Here is a 15,409-nt window from a genome sequence, read left to right on the forward strand (position 1 = left end):
GCAGCGAAATGTGAACAATTGACAAAAATTTCAAAAACCGTCTTTTCCAAGTGATATCTTTTATAGGTACAGCATGTAAAAAGCTTAAACAGTATCGATAAGAAATCGAGACTTCCGCACATCACTAGCTCACAGCTAATCACCTCTTACAAAATAATATTCGCTCAAGCTCTATCGCCCATTAAAAACCTTATCTACTGCATTTGATGCATAACCATCCCATGCTCAAACAAGCGGTCTTGGACCGGATATTTATTAATCAGGAACGTTGAAACACATGTTCAGATCACGCGGCTTGCTGTTTGGCATATTAATAATCCCGATATCCATCCCCCCTGCCCGATCTGGAGAACTGAATCTGCCTTGGCTTTCAGAAGAAAAACCAGCTCTGATGCAGGACTTGAGCTCGCAACGCCTAGCTGATGAGCTGGGAAGTAAAGCAGGCCCAGGCACGCTCACGTCCCCGCTGTTTACCCGCAACACTCTTGATCTGCGCGAAGCGGTGGGCATCGCAGTCAATCTTCATCCGTCGATCATTTCAGCCGCATCGGCTATTACAGAGCAGGAAGGTCAGGTCGATATTGCCAAAGCCGGCTATTACCCAAAAATCAGCGCCGGGATGAACTCCGGACGAGTGAATATCTACGGCAACGGCCAAGTGGCAAGCCTATCGGCCTCACAAATGCTGTACGACTTCGGCAAGGTCGGTGGTTCGGTCACTCAGGCTGAAGGCCAGGTATTCAAACAACAGGCGCTTCTACTCAAACAGATTGACACAATTGCCGAACAAACCGCCGAGAGCATGCTGGAAGTTCATCGCCAGCAAAGCCTATTGAAAATCGCCATGGACCAGGTCAAGGCAGTTCAAGAGGTGTTGGAAATGGTCAAGCTGCGAGCCGACTCCGGCCTGACCTCACAATCTGACTATGTGCAGGCCAGCACCCGGCTACAGAGTGCCCAAGCCAACGTCCAGCAAGTAACGACGTTGCTGGGACAATGGCGTGCACGGTTATCGACGCTGATTGGCAACCCCCTTCCTTCTGCGGTGGCCGATCTACCTGCGGACCTGGAGCGCTCAGCACGACTAGACACCCCACCCGACTACGCAATCCTACCTGACATCCTGGCCGCCGAAGCGGATCGCAAATCCGCCTATGGGCAACTGGAAAATGCCAAGGCCCAGCGCTATCCGACCATTACTCTGGAAGCCTCAGCCAATCAGGCGATTACCGGAACCAACCCGAGCAATGGCGAAGAACATGGCAGCTACAACACCTTGATGCTTACCGGCTCCATGCTGCTATATCAGGGAGGGGCCGTTTCAGCACAGATCCGTAGCGCTACCGCCGCTATCGACCGCGCAGAGTCGAACATCAACGAAGCTCGACTAACAGCAGAAGACACCCTGCTGCGCGCTCGCGAACAAGCCATCGGTACTCGCATGCGACTGGGCATTCTCGGCCAGCGCATGGCGAGCATGGCGGAGACCCGTGCACTCTATAGAGACCAATACAGTGTAGGTACCCGCTCGGTACTCGACCTGCTCAACGCCGAGCAGGAGGTGTATCAGGCTGCCGCGGACCAGGAAATCACACGACACGACTTCTGGCGGGGTTTGATTACCTATATCAGTGCCGCCGGATACAACCGAGAAGCCTATGGCTTGAACAATACATCCATTCACCAGATAGAGATTCAGCAATGAGTATCGCCGCCCAATATCAGCCCTGGTTAGAGGCAATGCTCAACATTGCAAAACACTACCGAATGGGCGTATCCGAAGAATCGATCCGAGTTTCTTTGGCGTGGGAGCACGGCAATGCCCCTAACGTTGTCCTACAGCGCATGGCTGCACAAATGGGCCTAATACTGCGCTTCGAGGCATTTTCCGACGCTGCGCTCGACCCTTGGCGCCTGCCGCTAGCCGTGGAGCTCAATGACGGACAAGTTGCGATCATCGACAAAGCCGATACCACCGGTAACGTGAGCGTACTCAAAAGCGGCGAGCAAGGTCTGTTTATCAATCTGACCATCGCCCAACTGCGCGAGCGCGCCGTACGGGTCGCGATCCTACGCCCAGAGTCGTCAGTTCCCGACGCCCGGGTCGACGACTACATTAAGCCCTATCAACCCAACTGGTTCTGGAGCATTGTCCTACGCGACTGGAAACGCTATGGCGATGTAGCGCTGGCAGCAATGGCAACCAACATCTTGGCCCTAGCCGGCGTGATCTTTTCCATGCAGGTATATGACCGTGTCATCCCAGCTCAGTCCGGCCCCACCTTGTGGGTCTTGTTTCTGGGTGTCCTGCTAGCCATCAGTTTCGAGTTCATTCTACGCATGTCACGTTCGCGTATCGCCGACCTGATTGGCAAACGTGCCGACCTGAAGATCACTGATCTGGTCTTTGGTCATGCGCTGCGCCTACGCAACGATGTCAGATCAAAATCCACCGGCACCTTTATTTCTCAAATACGCGAACTAGAACAGGTGCGCGAGCTGATTACCTCGACCACTATCAGTGCAATCACGGACCTACCGTTCGTATTGTTGTTTCTAGCAATCCTGTACATGACCGGCGGTCCATTGATGTACATCGCACTGGGCGCCTTACCTTTACTGATCCTGCCGGGCTTTCTAGCGCAGAAACCGCTGGCCCGCCTGTCCAGTGAGGGCATGCGCGAATCAGCACTGCGTAACGCGGTGCTGGTGGAAGCAGTACAAGGCATTGAAGACATCAAACTGTTACGAGCCGAGCCGCGTTTCCAGAACCAATGGAACCAGTTACACGCTGTCTCGGCGGATATTTCTATCAAACAACGCCACATTACCAACCTACTGATGACATGGACGCAAGAGCTGCAAAGCCTAGTTTATGCCGCCGTGCTGCTGGGCGGTTGCTACTTGGTCATGAGCGGCGACATGACTACCGGTGCGTTGGTGGGCTCCTCGATTCTCGCTTCGCGAATGATGGCCCCCCTAGCGCAGATCTCAAGCGTGTTTGCTCGCTGGCAACAAGCCAAAATTGCGCGCAAGGGGCTGGATGAGCTAATGAAGCGCCCGGTGGACCAACCTGAACGCTCCAAGCTATTGCACCGCCCACTGATCCGTGGTCAGTTCGCCTTGAGCGGCGTGCAATTTCAATATGGAGAGAAAGACAAAGCTCCAGCGCTGGATATTAAGCACTTGAACATTCAGCCTGGTGAACGCATCGCAATTCTAGGTCGAAATGGCGCGGGTAAATCCACTTTGCTGCAACTGCTGGCAGGCATGCACATGCCTCAGCGTGGGTCGATCAAGCTTGATGGGCTGGAGATGGCTTTAATAGATCCAGCAGATGTAAGACGGGATGTGGGTTTACTGACCCAGAACTCGCATCTGTTCTTCGGCAGTCTACGAGACAACCTGACCCTCGGCCGACCGATGGCAACCGATAGCGAAATACTCCAAGCATTATCCTTGAGTGGCGCTCTAGCCCTGGTTCAAGCCCAGGAAAGCGGCCTGGACTATCAAATTATGGAAGGTGGCTTCGGACTCTCCGGCGGGCAGAAACAGGCGCTATTGTTGGCTCGAACCATCATCCGTGACCCCAATACCATCCTGCTGGATGAGCCAACAGCTTCATTGGACGACGTCAGCGAACAACAAGTACTGAACCACCTGATCCCCTGGCTGGAAGGTCGCACTTTATTGGTAGCAACACACCGCTTGGCAGTTTTGAAGTGGGTAGATCGCGTTCTGGTGATCGAAGGCGGACGCATCGTCATGGATGGCACCAAAGAACAGGTGCTTTCGCAGTTTGACCAACGAAAGTAGATCCATCCTCCCTCCTCATTTTGTAAGTGAAGCTACCGCCATGCCCCACACCTTGATTGCAAAACCCCAGACAACTGAACCGCCCAAGAAACCCCAACACGCGCCAGACACTCAACAAGTGGATGGCTTTGGCCTGTCCGAAAAAGAGCTACCCGGGGCTTCCCGACTGGTCTGGAGTCTGACCCTGGCGCTTTTTACCTTCACCGCTTGGGCTTGGTATTTCAAACTCGATGAAGTCTCCACCGGTACCGGCAAGGTCATAGCCTCCTCCAAGGAGCAGGTGATTAAGTCACTGGAAGGTGGGGTCTTGGCCAGCTTGTATGTTCAGGAAGGCAGCATCGTTGAAAAGGGAGAAGTATTAGCCCAACTAGATCCAACCCGTATCGAATCAGCGGTCGAGGAAAGTGCATCACGTAGTCGCGCAGCCCAAGCAACCTCCGCTCGATTGATGGCCGAGGTTAATAATATACCTCTGCAGTTTCCCCAAGAGGTTCTCGAGGAGCCGGACTTGGTCAAGGCCGAAACAGCACTTTTTCAATCCCGACGCGAAAGTTTGGAAAAATCTCTCTCCGGCCTGAATGAAGCCATGCGACTAATCCGCAGCGAACTACAACTGACCACACCTTTAGTGACCCGCGGCGCCGCCAGCACCGTGGAAGTACTGCGCCTGAAACGACAACTTAATGAACTGCAAAACAAATATACAGACACTCAAACTCAATACTTGGTCAAGGCTAGAGAAGAGCTAGCCAAGGCTAATGCCGAGATTGAAGCTCAGCAATCGGTGACCCGAGGGCGAAATGACTCATTGACTCGTCTCACTTTTACCTCTCCAGTCCGCGGTGTTATCAAGGACATTGAAGTCAACACCGTGGGAGGAGTGATTCCGCCTAACGGTCAATTAATGCGTATCGTGCCTCTGGATGAACGCCTACAAGTCGAAACGAGGATCGCTCCTCGGGACATTGCCTACATTCATCCGGGACAGGCAGCCACCGTGAAGATCTCAGCCTATGACTATTCCATTTACGGTGGTCTACCAGGAAAAGTTACCCTCATCTCCCCCGACACACTTCAGGACGATGTTCACCGCGACGTTTATTATTATCGAGTTTATATAATTACCGATACCGACTCACTATTAAGCAAGACAAATAAAGAACTCCCCATTGTCCCCGGAATGATCGCAACAGTCGATATCCATACCGGTGAGAAGACTGTACTTTCCTATTTAATGAAACCACTCAACAAGACACAGGAAGCTCTTCGAGAGCGATAAAAACTCAAGCCCACTCAGATTTACCTTCATAAATCATGATGCTTCTAAACTATAAAGCCTCCTGCAACTCAGTCTTTTCCGATTCCGCTGGAGGCCTTGGCGATCACTGCCCGCTCGAATCAACCGATCAACTCCCACATTCGAGCTAAAGAACTGTCGCTGAACGACTATCTCCATTGCCAGTGCTCTTCAAGAGTACAACAGGCCCAGTCTATGCATTTAGCTATCACGAAAATGGCCAGGATATAACCTGTCAAGCGCTGGTCGAGATTGACGCACAACAGCACCCCACCCCGAAGAACCGCTGGGTAATGCGACACTATATTTTCCCTAAGCCCCCCCCATAGCAGGCATGTCGCGGGCCACCACAGGCCCATGAAAAACTAACGTCGCGGCCGTATCTGAAGTACTAAAACAATCAGGCACCAGGCAGGAACTGATTGTTGTTCAGAGAAAAAGTAGCGCTGCCCCGTAGTCAATTGCCCCGGTACCAACACCGCACCGGAGCTGATTGACTGCCGGCAACCCAATCACCGAATCAAGGTTCAAGTGATAGACGATTAAATTTCCTTCTCTCGTCGTCATGACTCCTCTATATCTTGCGCACCCAACGCCTCAAGACGGTAACCGTAGCCGTAGACATTACTCAATACCCAACCATGTTCGGATGTCAGCTTTAACTTATTACGAATCCGATAGATATGGGTGTCCAGAGTACGCGAAGACAGCATTTCCCCCCTCGCCCATAAATGCTCATACAGATAATCGCGAGACAATGGGCGCCCCTGATTCTTGAACAGTAGCAATGCTAGATTGAACTCTCGAAGCGTCAATGCAACAGGTACATCACTGACCCTGACCTGTAACTCGTGAATATCAAAACGAATGTTGCCAAAGATTAACACTCGTTCATCATAAGCCCTCTTCCCTTGGCAATGACGCAGTACGTTATTCAAACGAGCCAAAAGTTCGGCCTGACGAAACGGTTTGCTGATGTACTCATCAGCTCCCGCATTAAGAGCCTGAACCACATCACGCTCGGCAGCGCGCGAGGTCAGCATGATCACTGGCGGTGCTGGCTTGAGATGTTCTTTGATCCACAGCAACACCTGTAGCCCGCTAATTTCGGGGATTTGCCAGTCAAGGATAATTAGGTCAAAGGTTTCTCGCTTGAGCCGGCGCAATAGCTCCGAGCTATTGGAGAAAGCCGTACACGACAGCAAAGAGCCATCATGCAAGCTGTAGGAACCGAGCGCATCCTGCAAGAGTTCAAGCTCCATCGGTTCGTCATCAAGAATAGCAATGCGCATAGGGGAGCTCCAGTCAGCAGAGTAACATCAACTTATGGCATAGGTAGCGCTATAAACGCACCAATGCACTGTGAACAACTGTCACTAAACCACGAGACCACACTGAATTTTAACTAAGATAGTTTATCTGCGCCAGTTTTCAGATATTTTTTCAGACATGTTTCAATTTAGATACACAAGCTCATCCTAGCTTCCCTCCTGATACTGGATGAGGTGAGCTCAGATCCCGGAAGAGCGAGGAGACTGAATGCAAAATCAGTTTATTGATGAAGAGTCAGAGTCGGTAGAGACTGCAAAAAGCAATCTTCGCATTCTAGTTGTCGACAATTGGTCATTCCAGCTTATGGAGACATTGAGCAAACTTGGACAAGCCGGGTACTTCAATAGCTCCCCCGCACTAAATTGCCTGGAAGCCTTAATCACCTTGATGAGCACCCGAAGACCCTTCGACGTAATCCTATTCAGCGCCAATCTAAATGAAGTTGAACTGAATATGCTGATTCTGGAGATAGCCAAAAAAAAGCTAGCGCGCTACTTCTTGCTAATCGGTGAAACTCATTCAACCAATTATTGCCAGGATATTATTTACGAAACCAACACACCTGAATTCCGCTGTTTAGGCATACTAAGCAAGCCTCTTTCCACTGCCAAATTAGCCAACACTCTTGCGCGAATTCCTGTTCGTAATGGCCAAAAAACAAACATCCCCGTGCTTGGCTTGCCTATTGAAGCAAGGACACCACCAAAAACCGCCACCATCGACAAGAAAAAAGACCCACCTCAACATAAAAACAGACACAAGCAAAATAAAGAACTATAAGTTTATTTCAGATTTTATCTCGAATTATCCAGCATTTTGCTTTCCCTCGCAGTGAAAAATCCGACGCAAATTCAGGTCTCGGGTTTGGACTTTTTGCGGTCAAAGGTCAGAGGAGTGGTTTAACTGGCCGGCATTAACCACATAGGCCTCTTGTAATCAAGTTGGCCTTACTGAATGCGCTACAGCTCAACAACGTCTGCACCAAACTCGCTTTTCCATTCTTTCAACTGACGATGGTTGCCGCCTTTGGTTTCGACCAGTTCACCCGAGTTCGGGTTCTTGTAGATCTTCACACCACGAGCTTTGCGGGCTGTCTTTGGTGCAACGGCAGGGATATGACAACCTACTTCAGAATCAAGAATATTGATGACCGGATGACCTCACCGCCCCCTACCTGAGAGGCCTTGCGCAGAATGTACGCAGTGGCTTCATCTTTGGAAAAAAGCCAGCTCTCAGATCTGCCCAAGTTTTAAGGACTCGCTAGAAGGAGCCACCCATAGGGCTAGATTGTCGATGGCATTCCTGGTTGGAGCCTTGCAATAGAGGACAATGCCGTGCGCAAATCAGCAATTGGCGGTGCGCCAAGACATAAACGAACCCCACTGTTTGCTGACGGCCCCGGATTGGCTGCGGTGGAAGCGGGTGGGGTGATCAGTATGCCCAGCCCCTTGGCCTCATGCTCCAGCTGCAGCGCCTCATGAGTCGACATAGGCAGCCACACGTGATAGCCACGTTGATCTGGTGCCTGCATCCTGTCGCCTAGTATCGAAAGAGCCAGCGCAACACGCCGCTTCGATTCATCCTGAATCGCTTGGCTGATCGTCTCGGCCGTACCATCGGTCAACCATTGCTCCATGACCGCACAACTGAGTGGGGAGACCATAATCGCCGTTGCCCGCAATGCCTCCTCAGTCTGCGCGAACATCGTTGCAGGAGCGATTAGGCCACCAATCCTCAATGTCGGGTTCAACGTCTTGGACATGCTGTTGGCATAAAACGTCCGCTCGGGAGCGAGCATGGCCAGAGGCGGAAGCTCAGGGTTGGCGAACAGGGTATAGACATCATCCTCGATGATCATGATGTCGTGACGACGGCACACTGCAACGATGTCCTGGCGCCGCACCAAACCCATCGTCGCAGTTGTCGGATTTTGCATGGTAGGGGTCACATACAACACAGCCGGGCCTGGCTGCCTGACAGCCAGCAACTGATCCAGAGCTTCTGGAACGATACCTTCTCCATCCATAGGGACGCCGACGATTGGAATGCGTTGATGTCGGGCGAGGGCAATCACTCCCGGGTAGGTCTGTGCTTCGGTGAAAAGTGTGCCACTTGGATTGCATATCGCCGATAGAGCAAGAGACACCGAGTGATGAGCGCCACCGGTCAACAGCAGATGCTGTGGATCCGTATCCATGCCTAGCCCCGCAAACCATCTCGCTAACAAGCGCCGATGTTCGTCATGGCCACCTATGGGTGGATAGTCATTGAACAATCCAGAGTCGACGCGCCTAGCTATTGCCATGAGTGTTCGGGTCAGCAAACGCGTGGTCATCACCATGGGAGGCGCGTTTCGGGATAGGTCAATAAGCGGCCCCCGGCGCGTCTGGGCCAAGGCGACGAACATGCCGCTGCCCTTTACGCTGCGCACCAGCCCACGGCGCTCAAGGACCTTATACGCCTTAGTCACCGTACCCACGCCAATTCTCAGCCTGTCGGCCAAATCGCGGTGGGCAGGCAATCGATCCCCCGTATCCAGTTGGCCTTCAAGGATGTCATCGGCAAGCGCAGACACCAGGCGATCCACCGGGGAGGCCGAGCTATCCGCGAGTCTGGGGACCCAGGGAGAGGTCAGGTGCATAAAGTCTCCGCGCAAAAGTGTGACGTGACACTATATTTATTTACCAGAAGCGTCTCAAGCCCTATGCTCTGGATTCAACAGCATTACAGATGCCAACCCCCCATGAATTACGATTTTGTCCAGGTCGACGCCTTCACTCGGCCTCCCCTCTACGGCAACCCCGTCGCGGTCGTTTTCGATGCTGATGATTTCGCACCGGAACCATGCAGAAGATCGCGCGCGAGATGAACCTTTCAGAAACCGTTTTCATCCTCAAACCGGCGACAACGGATGCTGATTATTGAGTGCGTATTTTCACGCCAATGAACGAACTGCCTTTTGCCAAGTATCCAACGGCTGCCACGGCACATTCGGTGCTCGCCCGTTATCCGGTCCGAGCTTGGACACGTTAGACCTATTGCGCCAGGAGTGCTGCATCGGAATCGTTCCGGTCGAAGTATTGCGCTCATCTTCAATGACCTTGCTGCTGACTCTGGCAGCCCGCAATACCGCGACACACCACTGTCTCGCGAAACCGTAGCGAAAATGCTTGGTTGTGCCGAGTCCAACTTAGCCGGCGGTCCGTTCCGAGAGGTATCGATCGGAGCGCCGTAGCTGATAGTGGAGCGGTCCCGATTTACAGCGATTTCGACTCTGAATACCGACCTGGGGTTGATTGCTCGTGAGTACAAGGCCCTACGGGCTACTGGCCTAACTGTATTCGTCAAGCGTGGCGAGACTGAAGGCGCTCGTATTCGAGTGCGCTTTTAATCATTGACCAAGGCTTCCACTTATCGTGCTCAGTATTCAGTTGTTGACTCGAAAACTATTCCAGGAGGGAATCATTGTCGCCCTACTGCTGCTACCAGTTGTAGGCTACCTATCAGCGCCTCCTCAATGGCCACTGGACCGGTTCATTTACGACAAACTGATCCCCTTTATCCCTCCTCCTTTAGACTCCCGCATCCTGTTGATCACCATTGATGATGCCAGCATCAAGGCCATTGGACGCTGGCCCTGGCCCAGAGACATTCATACCGAACTACTGGAAAAACTGGCTCCGTTGACACCAAAAGTTGTGCTCTACGATGTGATTTTCACTGAGCCAGACTCCAACCCCGAGACTGACCGGCATTTGGGAGCAGCAATGGCCAAAGTTGGCAGTGTGGTCGTTCCCACCCTGCAGGAGGCTAATCTGCCCGCAAACCTACAGCCACATTTTATGCCTCCAATCAAACCGGTAGCCGAGGGTGCTAAGGCCGTCGGCCACATTTACGTCCCAATCGAAGTCGATGGTGTCGTTCGCCAAGTTTACCTGACGGAGGGTAATGCCAAAGGGCAACTCAACCTACTGACTTGGGAGGCTTATGCAGCAACTTTTACAACAGCTCAGCAACCAAAATTATCTGAGATCTGCTGCGCCAATAAATTGGGAGAACAATGGTTCGGATGGAATAAAGTATTTATCCCTTTCAGCAAAAAACCTTCTTCGGTGCCCTCTGTCTCATTCTCCAGCGTATTAACTGGTGAGGTACCAGATGAATTGCTACGCAACCGTATTATTCTGGTTGGAGTCACCGCTTCGGGACTTGGTGAGCGCTACCCAACTCCACTATCGGCTTCGAGCGGCAACATGCCGGGAATCATTCTTCAAGCTCATTTAATGAACGGCTTTCTTCATCACTCTCTGATTAAGACGATACCAACATGGATAAACATCAGCCTCTCAATCATTTCAGTATTGGTCGTGCTTTTCATACTTCCAACCCTCTGCCTGCGCAATGCCTTTCTTGCCTGCTGGGGGATAATAGCCGTCCGGCTGGTGCTATCGATGATATTTCTAGCTCTAGGTTGGTGGTCACCTCCCGGGGCCAGCCTAGCAGGTATCCTAATAGCCTATATGTTCTGGAGTTGGAGACGGCTCAATGCCCTCGTGGATTATTTCGATGTAAAACTAAACCGCATGCAGCCCGAACTTAAAGGAGTACCTGCTCTGCCCAAGCCAGTTTTTCACGGAGATGAACTGGTCGGACGAGCTCTAGCACTGGAGTCGATGATCACTCATATTCGTGACTCGCAACGCTTTATCGCACAAAGCCTAGACAGCCTACCATTGGCGATCTTCGTCACCGACTTGAAAGGTCAAGTACGATTAGCCAATCTAAATGCCATTACTCTGGAAGGGAAATCCGACGACTCCTCTTCACTTCTGATTGGCCAGGATATCTTCCAGATCCTACGCGACCTTAAGCCACAGCCCGATCCGTTTGCGCCCTTACATATTCCCCCTTGGACTCAGGAGTTCTCAGTGGAACGGCTTGCCGAGCAGATCATCCACACTCCCGCTGGGCGCAGTTTCAAAATACAGTTGGCGCCTCTGGATACCGAAGAAGGTGAACACATTGGCTGGCTGATAGTTTTGCTCGACTTTACAGTGGAGTACCTGGCCCAAGAGCAACGAAGTCGTATGCTGCGCTTTCTATCTCATGATCTACGGGCTCCTCAGTCTGCCATTCTGGCACTTCTGAAAATGCAGCAGAAAACTAGAGAACCTATGTCTATCGATGAGCTTCGCCGGCATATAGAACAACAAGTTCAACGGACCCTGAGCCTTACCGATGGTTTTATGCAATTAGACGAAGCCAAAACCAAGCCATTGATATTCGAGCCAGTATTCATAGGGGCCATTGTACTTGATGCAATAGATCAGGTTTGGGCTTTAGCCCAACACAAAAATATTCGGATCCAACATTCATTTATCGATGACGAAACCTGCCTGACAAATGGATCCCAAGAACTACTAAACCGTGCAATCTTCAACCTGCTGGAAAATGCAGTGAAATACAGCGAACGGGACACTGTGATTAATATTGAGCTTATGCCGGAAGATACAACAATTGTTCTAACCATCCGAGATGAGGGACAAGGTATTTCCGAAGAGGATTTGCCACATCTGTTCGATGAATTCCGCCAGTTTGGCAAAGACAGCAAACGCGGAAACGGCTACGGGTTGGGCATGGCTTTTGTCAATAGTGTCATGCAACGTCATAATGCTTGCATTGAGTGCACCAGTTCACTTGGAGTGGGAACTACGTTCAAGCTCTTTTTTCAAAGAACTTAATACTCCACAGATTCGAACGGTGCCTAACCATGTTTCCGCGTGAGTTCAGGGACATGCTCTTCCCTGAAACTGATCTGTAGCGTATCTGATGATAGGCTATTGTGAGCCAACACTACGCACCTGTTGCTGTTGTTGTACCCATGCAGGAATACTGAACTGTCTGAGGCTTTGGCGTACCGAGGGGCGGTAGCTCCATCAGATTGGTGATATCCAATAACCGCCCTTTACTCAGTCTCAGGCCAGTCATTCAAGATCAAAGTGCTCGATCCGTTGGCCGTCTAACGCTTTCATCCATCGTCTGCTTAAAGTCAGCCGCCCCCTCCCCCCCCCAATCTCCACACGCCGCAATACAGTCATCGTCCTCAAATACCAGTCAGCAGGGATAAGCATTTTCGCCTAATAAACGGAAAGTATCTCCGTCCGAAACCCAGATGTCAGTTCCATCCTGTACGTCTGCTCACGTTCTAAGGATTCAATGACCAGCAGCTCATCATCAGCCAACCCTCGAGATCGCTTCACCGTAATCTCAAATAGACCGCCCCCAATCTCGCCTTCGTAGTTCTCCCCAACCGCACAATCCATGGGTCCGACACTAGCTAGCTGGGCGCGGTCCAGTACCGCCAAATCTTCTGGCAGATCCTCGGCCACTCGCTGCGAGAATTGTAGTAGAGAAGGCTCAGCAAGCACGTAAAGCCACGCCTCTGAATCGACGTTGCCCTGTCGTCTAAGCACCCGACCTAGGACCTGTCGATAGTGCAGTTCAGTCCTGATCCTGCTCAAGTAGCAGCAGACCTGAAGTCGAGGTATATCAGTCCCTTCACTGATCATCCCGACAGCAACGATCCAGCGACCTTCGCCCTGTCGAAAACTGTTGATCAACTCTTGCGCGCCGGGCGTACGGTTAGTCACTACACGGCACTCCTCGCCTCGGGCCCTTAGCACTGCCGCAACCTGATTGGCATGGGAGACATTCGTCGCGACAACCAGACCGGCGGCGTCCGGCACGCTAGAACGAATGATGTCCAATCGACGACACCCCAGCTCCACAACCTGCCTAACGGTGTCGTCATGCGCAAGCAACTCTTCAAAGGTGACGGGCGATTCGCTCAGCAATTGTGCGATGCTTGGAAAGACTGTCACCGATGGATTGTTATCGACCAACTCGGTCAGCCGAACGGCATTGTTGTCGATCAAAACGATTCGTGGGGAGCGACATACCCGGTCAGCTATCGCTTCCTTAAGCCCGTAACGGTAATCACAGATCAAGCGCCCCTCGGGATCTGAGTAGCGAGCAAGCGCAATAGCTCGCGCGTCTGATCTCCAGGGCGTTCCGGAAAGAGCGAGAGTGAATGCAGCTTGATCCTGTATCCGTTGCAGTATGACCTGTCCCCAGGCGTTGCTCAGCAAAGGGTCATGCCCGGCACAATGATGAATCTCATCGAAGACGGCGAGCACTTTATACTCATCAAGCAAACGCCAAAACGAGGCATCCTGGTGCTCCATTGCTTGATATGTGGAAGAAAGACCGACAGCCCCCAACCGCCCATCAAAGCGCCTCCCCATAACACTGGCGAATGTCTTCGCCAGTCCTTCCACCACCTGGCATGAGGGGGCGAAACATAGAATGAGGTCAATCTCGCCCATGGAGAGCAGTCGTCTAGCGACCTCTGCCGCCATTCGACTCTTACCAGCGCCTGGAGTGGCTTGGCAAAAGAAGTGCTGCGAAGACCGATATTGCTGCAGCGCAGCTTCAACGCTTTCGCTCTGCCAGTTACGCAGAGCACTCATGCTGCCGCCAACAATTTCAGCGTCTTCTCCACCGCCCGCAGATGGCCGAGGAGTCGAGAGCTTCGATCCCGCGCCTCGATGTAGTCGTGCTCGACTCGTAATCTCAACTGCGGCATCTCAGTGAACAGTTGCTTGTAACGTTCTGCTTCACCCAGGGAGCAAAGCATGTCCAAGCGAATCTCTTTGGCAAGTATCTCTAGCCGCTGGGCAGAGGTTAGTTGGGTTGGAGAACCTGGCTGCCCCGACCTCTCCTCAGGCGAAGTTGCAGTACAAGGCTGTGTACTCTGGAAGCTGCCGTCAACGAGTACCAGGGCAACCGAATCAGGTGCCCCCAGCACATAGTAGAGCTGGTCACGTTTTCGGCGGATCTCATCTTGCCGAATCCATCCAACGCGCTTCAGTCGAACAATCTGATCATAAATGTATCGCCACAGCTCACCTGATCCACCGCCGGCTTTACCCAACTGTTTAGCGTACGCATCGCGCAGCATGCGAATCGTGAACCGTTGAAAGTCTCCATCCTGGAGCAGCCCAAAAATGCGCCTGTCTAGTTTAAATATCGCAGATTTCATACAGGCACCCAGGAATGCTAACCATCAAACAAAATGCGGATTATAGTCCGTCGCGCCTTTATCAGTAAACGACCGATAGTTCCGCCTCGTGCAAGTCGAGGCAGTTATGCAGCAGTTAGCGAAGGTTCTCGGGCAGAATATCCGCGAACGGAGGGGGGCAGAGGGAATGTCTCAAGATGCGCTAGCTCACGCCTGCGAGATTGATCGTAGCTACATGGGTAGAATCGAGCGCGGAGAGGTAAATCTCACCATCGAAAAGCTCTACCGAATAGCCATCCAATTGAAATGCCAGCCTCATAGTCTCCTGCCTCGACTTACACGTCAGACGGAGCGAGTTCTCACTGACGACCGCTAACCTGGCACCTGAGCTCCCAACGTTCAATCTTCTGAAATCGCTGGCACTGATTTCGCGTCGATGGCCTCACTCTATAACTTCTCAAAATCAACTCGTTGAGCTAGACAGACCATAACGCTGGCATATCCAGACTGAGGATTCGAGCGCTTTAGAAAATATCTGGAGGCTCCCCGATCCTAAACTTGCAGCACGTCACGATTCAGCACTTTCAGCTCGGGCGGCCGGCCCCGCGACACGCCAACGGAAAAGCCCAGGCGCTCGTTGAAACACCAAGTCACCAAGGCATCAACGGTTTCGGGCATGGTGAAGTCCAGGCTCGTTGCACCATACCCAGCACCGGGATCGGTGCCAGCAACCCATTGGCACTACTCACCTTGCTCTTGCCCCTGAGGATGCAATCGACCTTCGAGTGGTAGGTCAGGCGCAGCGTCAGGTCATCGAACATATCGAACAGAATGAAACCTAACGTTATGTCGTCGCCCATGACTTCAACAGCCCCGTCGCCCGC

Annotated in this window: 12 protein-coding genes and 1 pseudogene; 7 read left to right on the plus strand and 6 right to left on the minus strand. The window is 52.1% G+C overall.

The features are described 5' to 3' along the window. Positions 1 to 277: 277 nt before the first annotated feature. From PMI20_RS29720 to PMI20_RS29730, 3 genes are read left to right on the plus strand one after another with little or no spacing between them, the layout of a single operon-like run. On the plus strand, positions 278 to 1,705 hold the full coding sequence (locus PMI20_RS29720; RefSeq protein WP_007925349.1) for a TolC family outer membrane protein: 1,428 nt from the start codon (positions 278 to 280) through the stop codon (positions 1,703 to 1,705). After that, complete coding sequence (locus PMI20_RS29725) at positions 1,702 to 3,816, plus strand: type I secretion system permease/ATPase (protein ID WP_007925350.1); 2,115 nt, start codon at positions 1,702 to 1,704, stop codon at positions 3,814 to 3,816. Before PMI20_RS29720 ends, PMI20_RS29725 begins: the two co-directional genes overlap by 4 nt. Positions 3,817 to 3,856: 40 nt before the next feature. Continuing rightward, on the plus strand, positions 3,857 to 5,095 hold the full coding sequence (locus PMI20_RS29730; RefSeq protein WP_007925351.1) for an HlyD family type I secretion periplasmic adaptor subunit: 1,239 nt from the start codon (positions 3,857 to 3,859) through the stop codon (positions 5,093 to 5,095). Positions 5,096 to 5,676: 581 nt separating this feature from the next. Here the strand turns inward: PMI20_RS29730 and PMI20_RS29735 are convergent. Further along, positions 5,677 to 6,405, minus strand: a complete 729-nt coding sequence (locus tag PMI20_RS29735) for a response regulator transcription factor (protein WP_007925352.1) — start codon at positions 6,403 to 6,405, stop codon at positions 5,677 to 5,679. Between the two features lie 247 nt (positions 6,406 to 6,652). Between PMI20_RS29735 and PMI20_RS29740 the strand changes: the two genes are divergently transcribed. After that, entirely contained in the window at positions 6,653 to 7,225 is a 573-nt protein-coding gene (locus PMI20_RS29740) for a hypothetical protein (RefSeq protein ID WP_007925353.1), read from the plus strand. Between the two features lie 179 nt (positions 7,226 to 7,404). Here PMI20_RS29740 and PMI20_RS29745 read toward each other — a convergent pair. Together PMI20_RS29745 and PMI20_RS29750 are read right to left on the minus strand one after the other, a co-directional pair. After that, positions 7,405 to 7,596 (minus strand): annotated as a pseudogene (locus PMI20_RS29745) (histone-like nucleoid-structuring protein, MvaT/MvaU family); the annotation flags it as partial. 131 nt (positions 7,597 to 7,727) lie between these two features. Then, positions 7,728 to 9,086 (minus strand): aminotransferase-like domain-containing protein, encoded by a 1,359-nt coding sequence (locus PMI20_RS29750; RefSeq protein ID WP_007925354.1) that lies wholly within the window; start codon positions 9,084 to 9,086, stop codon positions 7,728 to 7,730. 224 nt (positions 9,087 to 9,310) lie between these two features. Between PMI20_RS29750 and PMI20_RS29755 the strand changes: the two genes are divergently transcribed. Then, on the plus strand, positions 9,311 to 9,370 hold the full coding sequence (locus tag PMI20_RS29755) for a PhzF family phenazine biosynthesis protein (protein WP_238543422.1): 60 nt from the start codon (positions 9,311 to 9,313) through the stop codon (positions 9,368 to 9,370). Positions 9,371 to 9,861: 491 nt separating this feature from the next. Further along, the gene (locus tag PMI20_RS29760) at positions 9,862 to 12,186 is read left to right on the plus strand and encodes a CHASE2 domain-containing protein (RefSeq protein WP_081502434.1); all 2,325 of its coding nucleotides are present in this window, start codon (positions 9,862 to 9,864) and stop codon (positions 12,184 to 12,186) included. A 396-nt stretch (positions 12,187 to 12,582) separates the two neighbouring features. Here the strand turns inward: PMI20_RS29760 and PMI20_RS29765 are convergent, their stop codons facing one another. After that, a complete protein-coding gene (locus tag PMI20_RS29765) occupies positions 12,583 to 13,974 on the minus strand; it encodes a DEAD/DEAH box helicase (protein WP_007925358.1) in 1,392 nt (463 codons plus the stop codon). Then, the gene (locus tag PMI20_RS29770; RefSeq protein ID WP_007925361.1) at positions 13,971 to 14,546 is read right to left on the minus strand and encodes a VspR family transcription factor; all 576 of its coding nucleotides are present in this window, start codon (positions 14,544 to 14,546) and stop codon (positions 13,971 to 13,973) included. The genes PMI20_RS29765 and PMI20_RS29770 overlap by 4 nt, the downstream gene beginning before the upstream one ends. Before the next feature lie 106 nt (positions 14,547 to 14,652). On the opposite strand from PMI20_RS29770, the gene PMI20_RS29775 reads away from it, so the two are divergent. Further along, positions 14,653 to 14,901 carry a helix-turn-helix domain-containing protein gene (locus PMI20_RS29775; protein ID WP_007925362.1) on the plus strand — a complete coding sequence of 83 codons (249 nt, stop codon included), beginning with the start codon at positions 14,653 to 14,655 and terminating at the stop codon, positions 14,899 to 14,901. Positions 14,902 to 15,077: 176 nt separating this feature from the next. Here the strand turns inward: PMI20_RS29775 and PMI20_RS29780 are convergent, their stop codons facing one another. Continuing rightward, positions 15,078 to 15,203 (minus strand): hypothetical protein, encoded by a 126-nt coding sequence (locus PMI20_RS29780; protein WP_007925363.1) that lies wholly within the window; start codon positions 15,201 to 15,203, stop codon positions 15,078 to 15,080. Positions 15,204 to 15,409: the final 206 nt, after the last annotated feature.

This window comes from Pseudomonas sp. GM17 (assembly GCF_000282175.2).
Lineage (GTDB): Bacteria > Pseudomonadota > Gammaproteobacteria > Pseudomonadales > Pseudomonadaceae > Aquipseudomonas > Aquipseudomonas chlororaphis.

Bases quoted from the DNA above. Each gene is read 5' to 3' on its own strand.
- PMI20_RS29730 (WP_007925351.1), top strand. From the start codon at position 3,857: ATGCCCCACACCTTGATTGCAAAACCCCAGACAACTGAACCGCCCAAG.
- PMI20_RS29740 (WP_007925353.1), top strand. From the start codon at position 6,653: ATGCAAAATCAGTTTATTGATGAAGAGTCAGAGTCGGTAGAGACTGCA.
- PMI20_RS29725 (WP_007925350.1), top strand. From the start codon at position 1,702: ATGAGTATCGCCGCCCAATATCAGCCCTGGTTAGAGGCAATGCTCAAC.
- PMI20_RS29735 (WP_007925352.1), bottom strand. From the start codon at position 6,405: ATGCGCATTGCTATTCTTGATGACGAACCGATGGAGCTTGAACTCTTG.
- PMI20_RS29720 (WP_007925349.1), top strand. From the start codon at position 278: ATGTTCAGATCACGCGGCTTGCTGTTTGGCATATTAATAATCCCGATA.
- PMI20_RS29770 (WP_007925361.1), bottom strand. From the start codon at position 14,546: ATGAAATCTGCGATATTTAAACTAGACAGGCGCATTTTTGGGCTGCTC.
- PMI20_RS29775 (WP_007925362.1), top strand. From the start codon at position 14,653: ATGCAGCAGTTAGCGAAGGTTCTCGGGCAGAATATCCGCGAACGGAGG.
- PMI20_RS29765 (WP_007925358.1), bottom strand. From the start codon at position 13,974: ATGAGTGCTCTGCGTAACTGGCAGAGCGAAAGCGTTGAAGCTGCGCTG.
- PMI20_RS29750 (WP_007925354.1), bottom strand. From the start codon at position 9,086: ATGCACCTGACCTCTCCCTGGGTCCCCAGACTCGCGGATAGCTCGGCC.
- PMI20_RS29780 (WP_007925363.1), bottom strand. From the start codon at position 15,203: ATGCCCGAAACCGTTGATGCCTTGGTGACTTGGTGTTTCAACGAGCGC.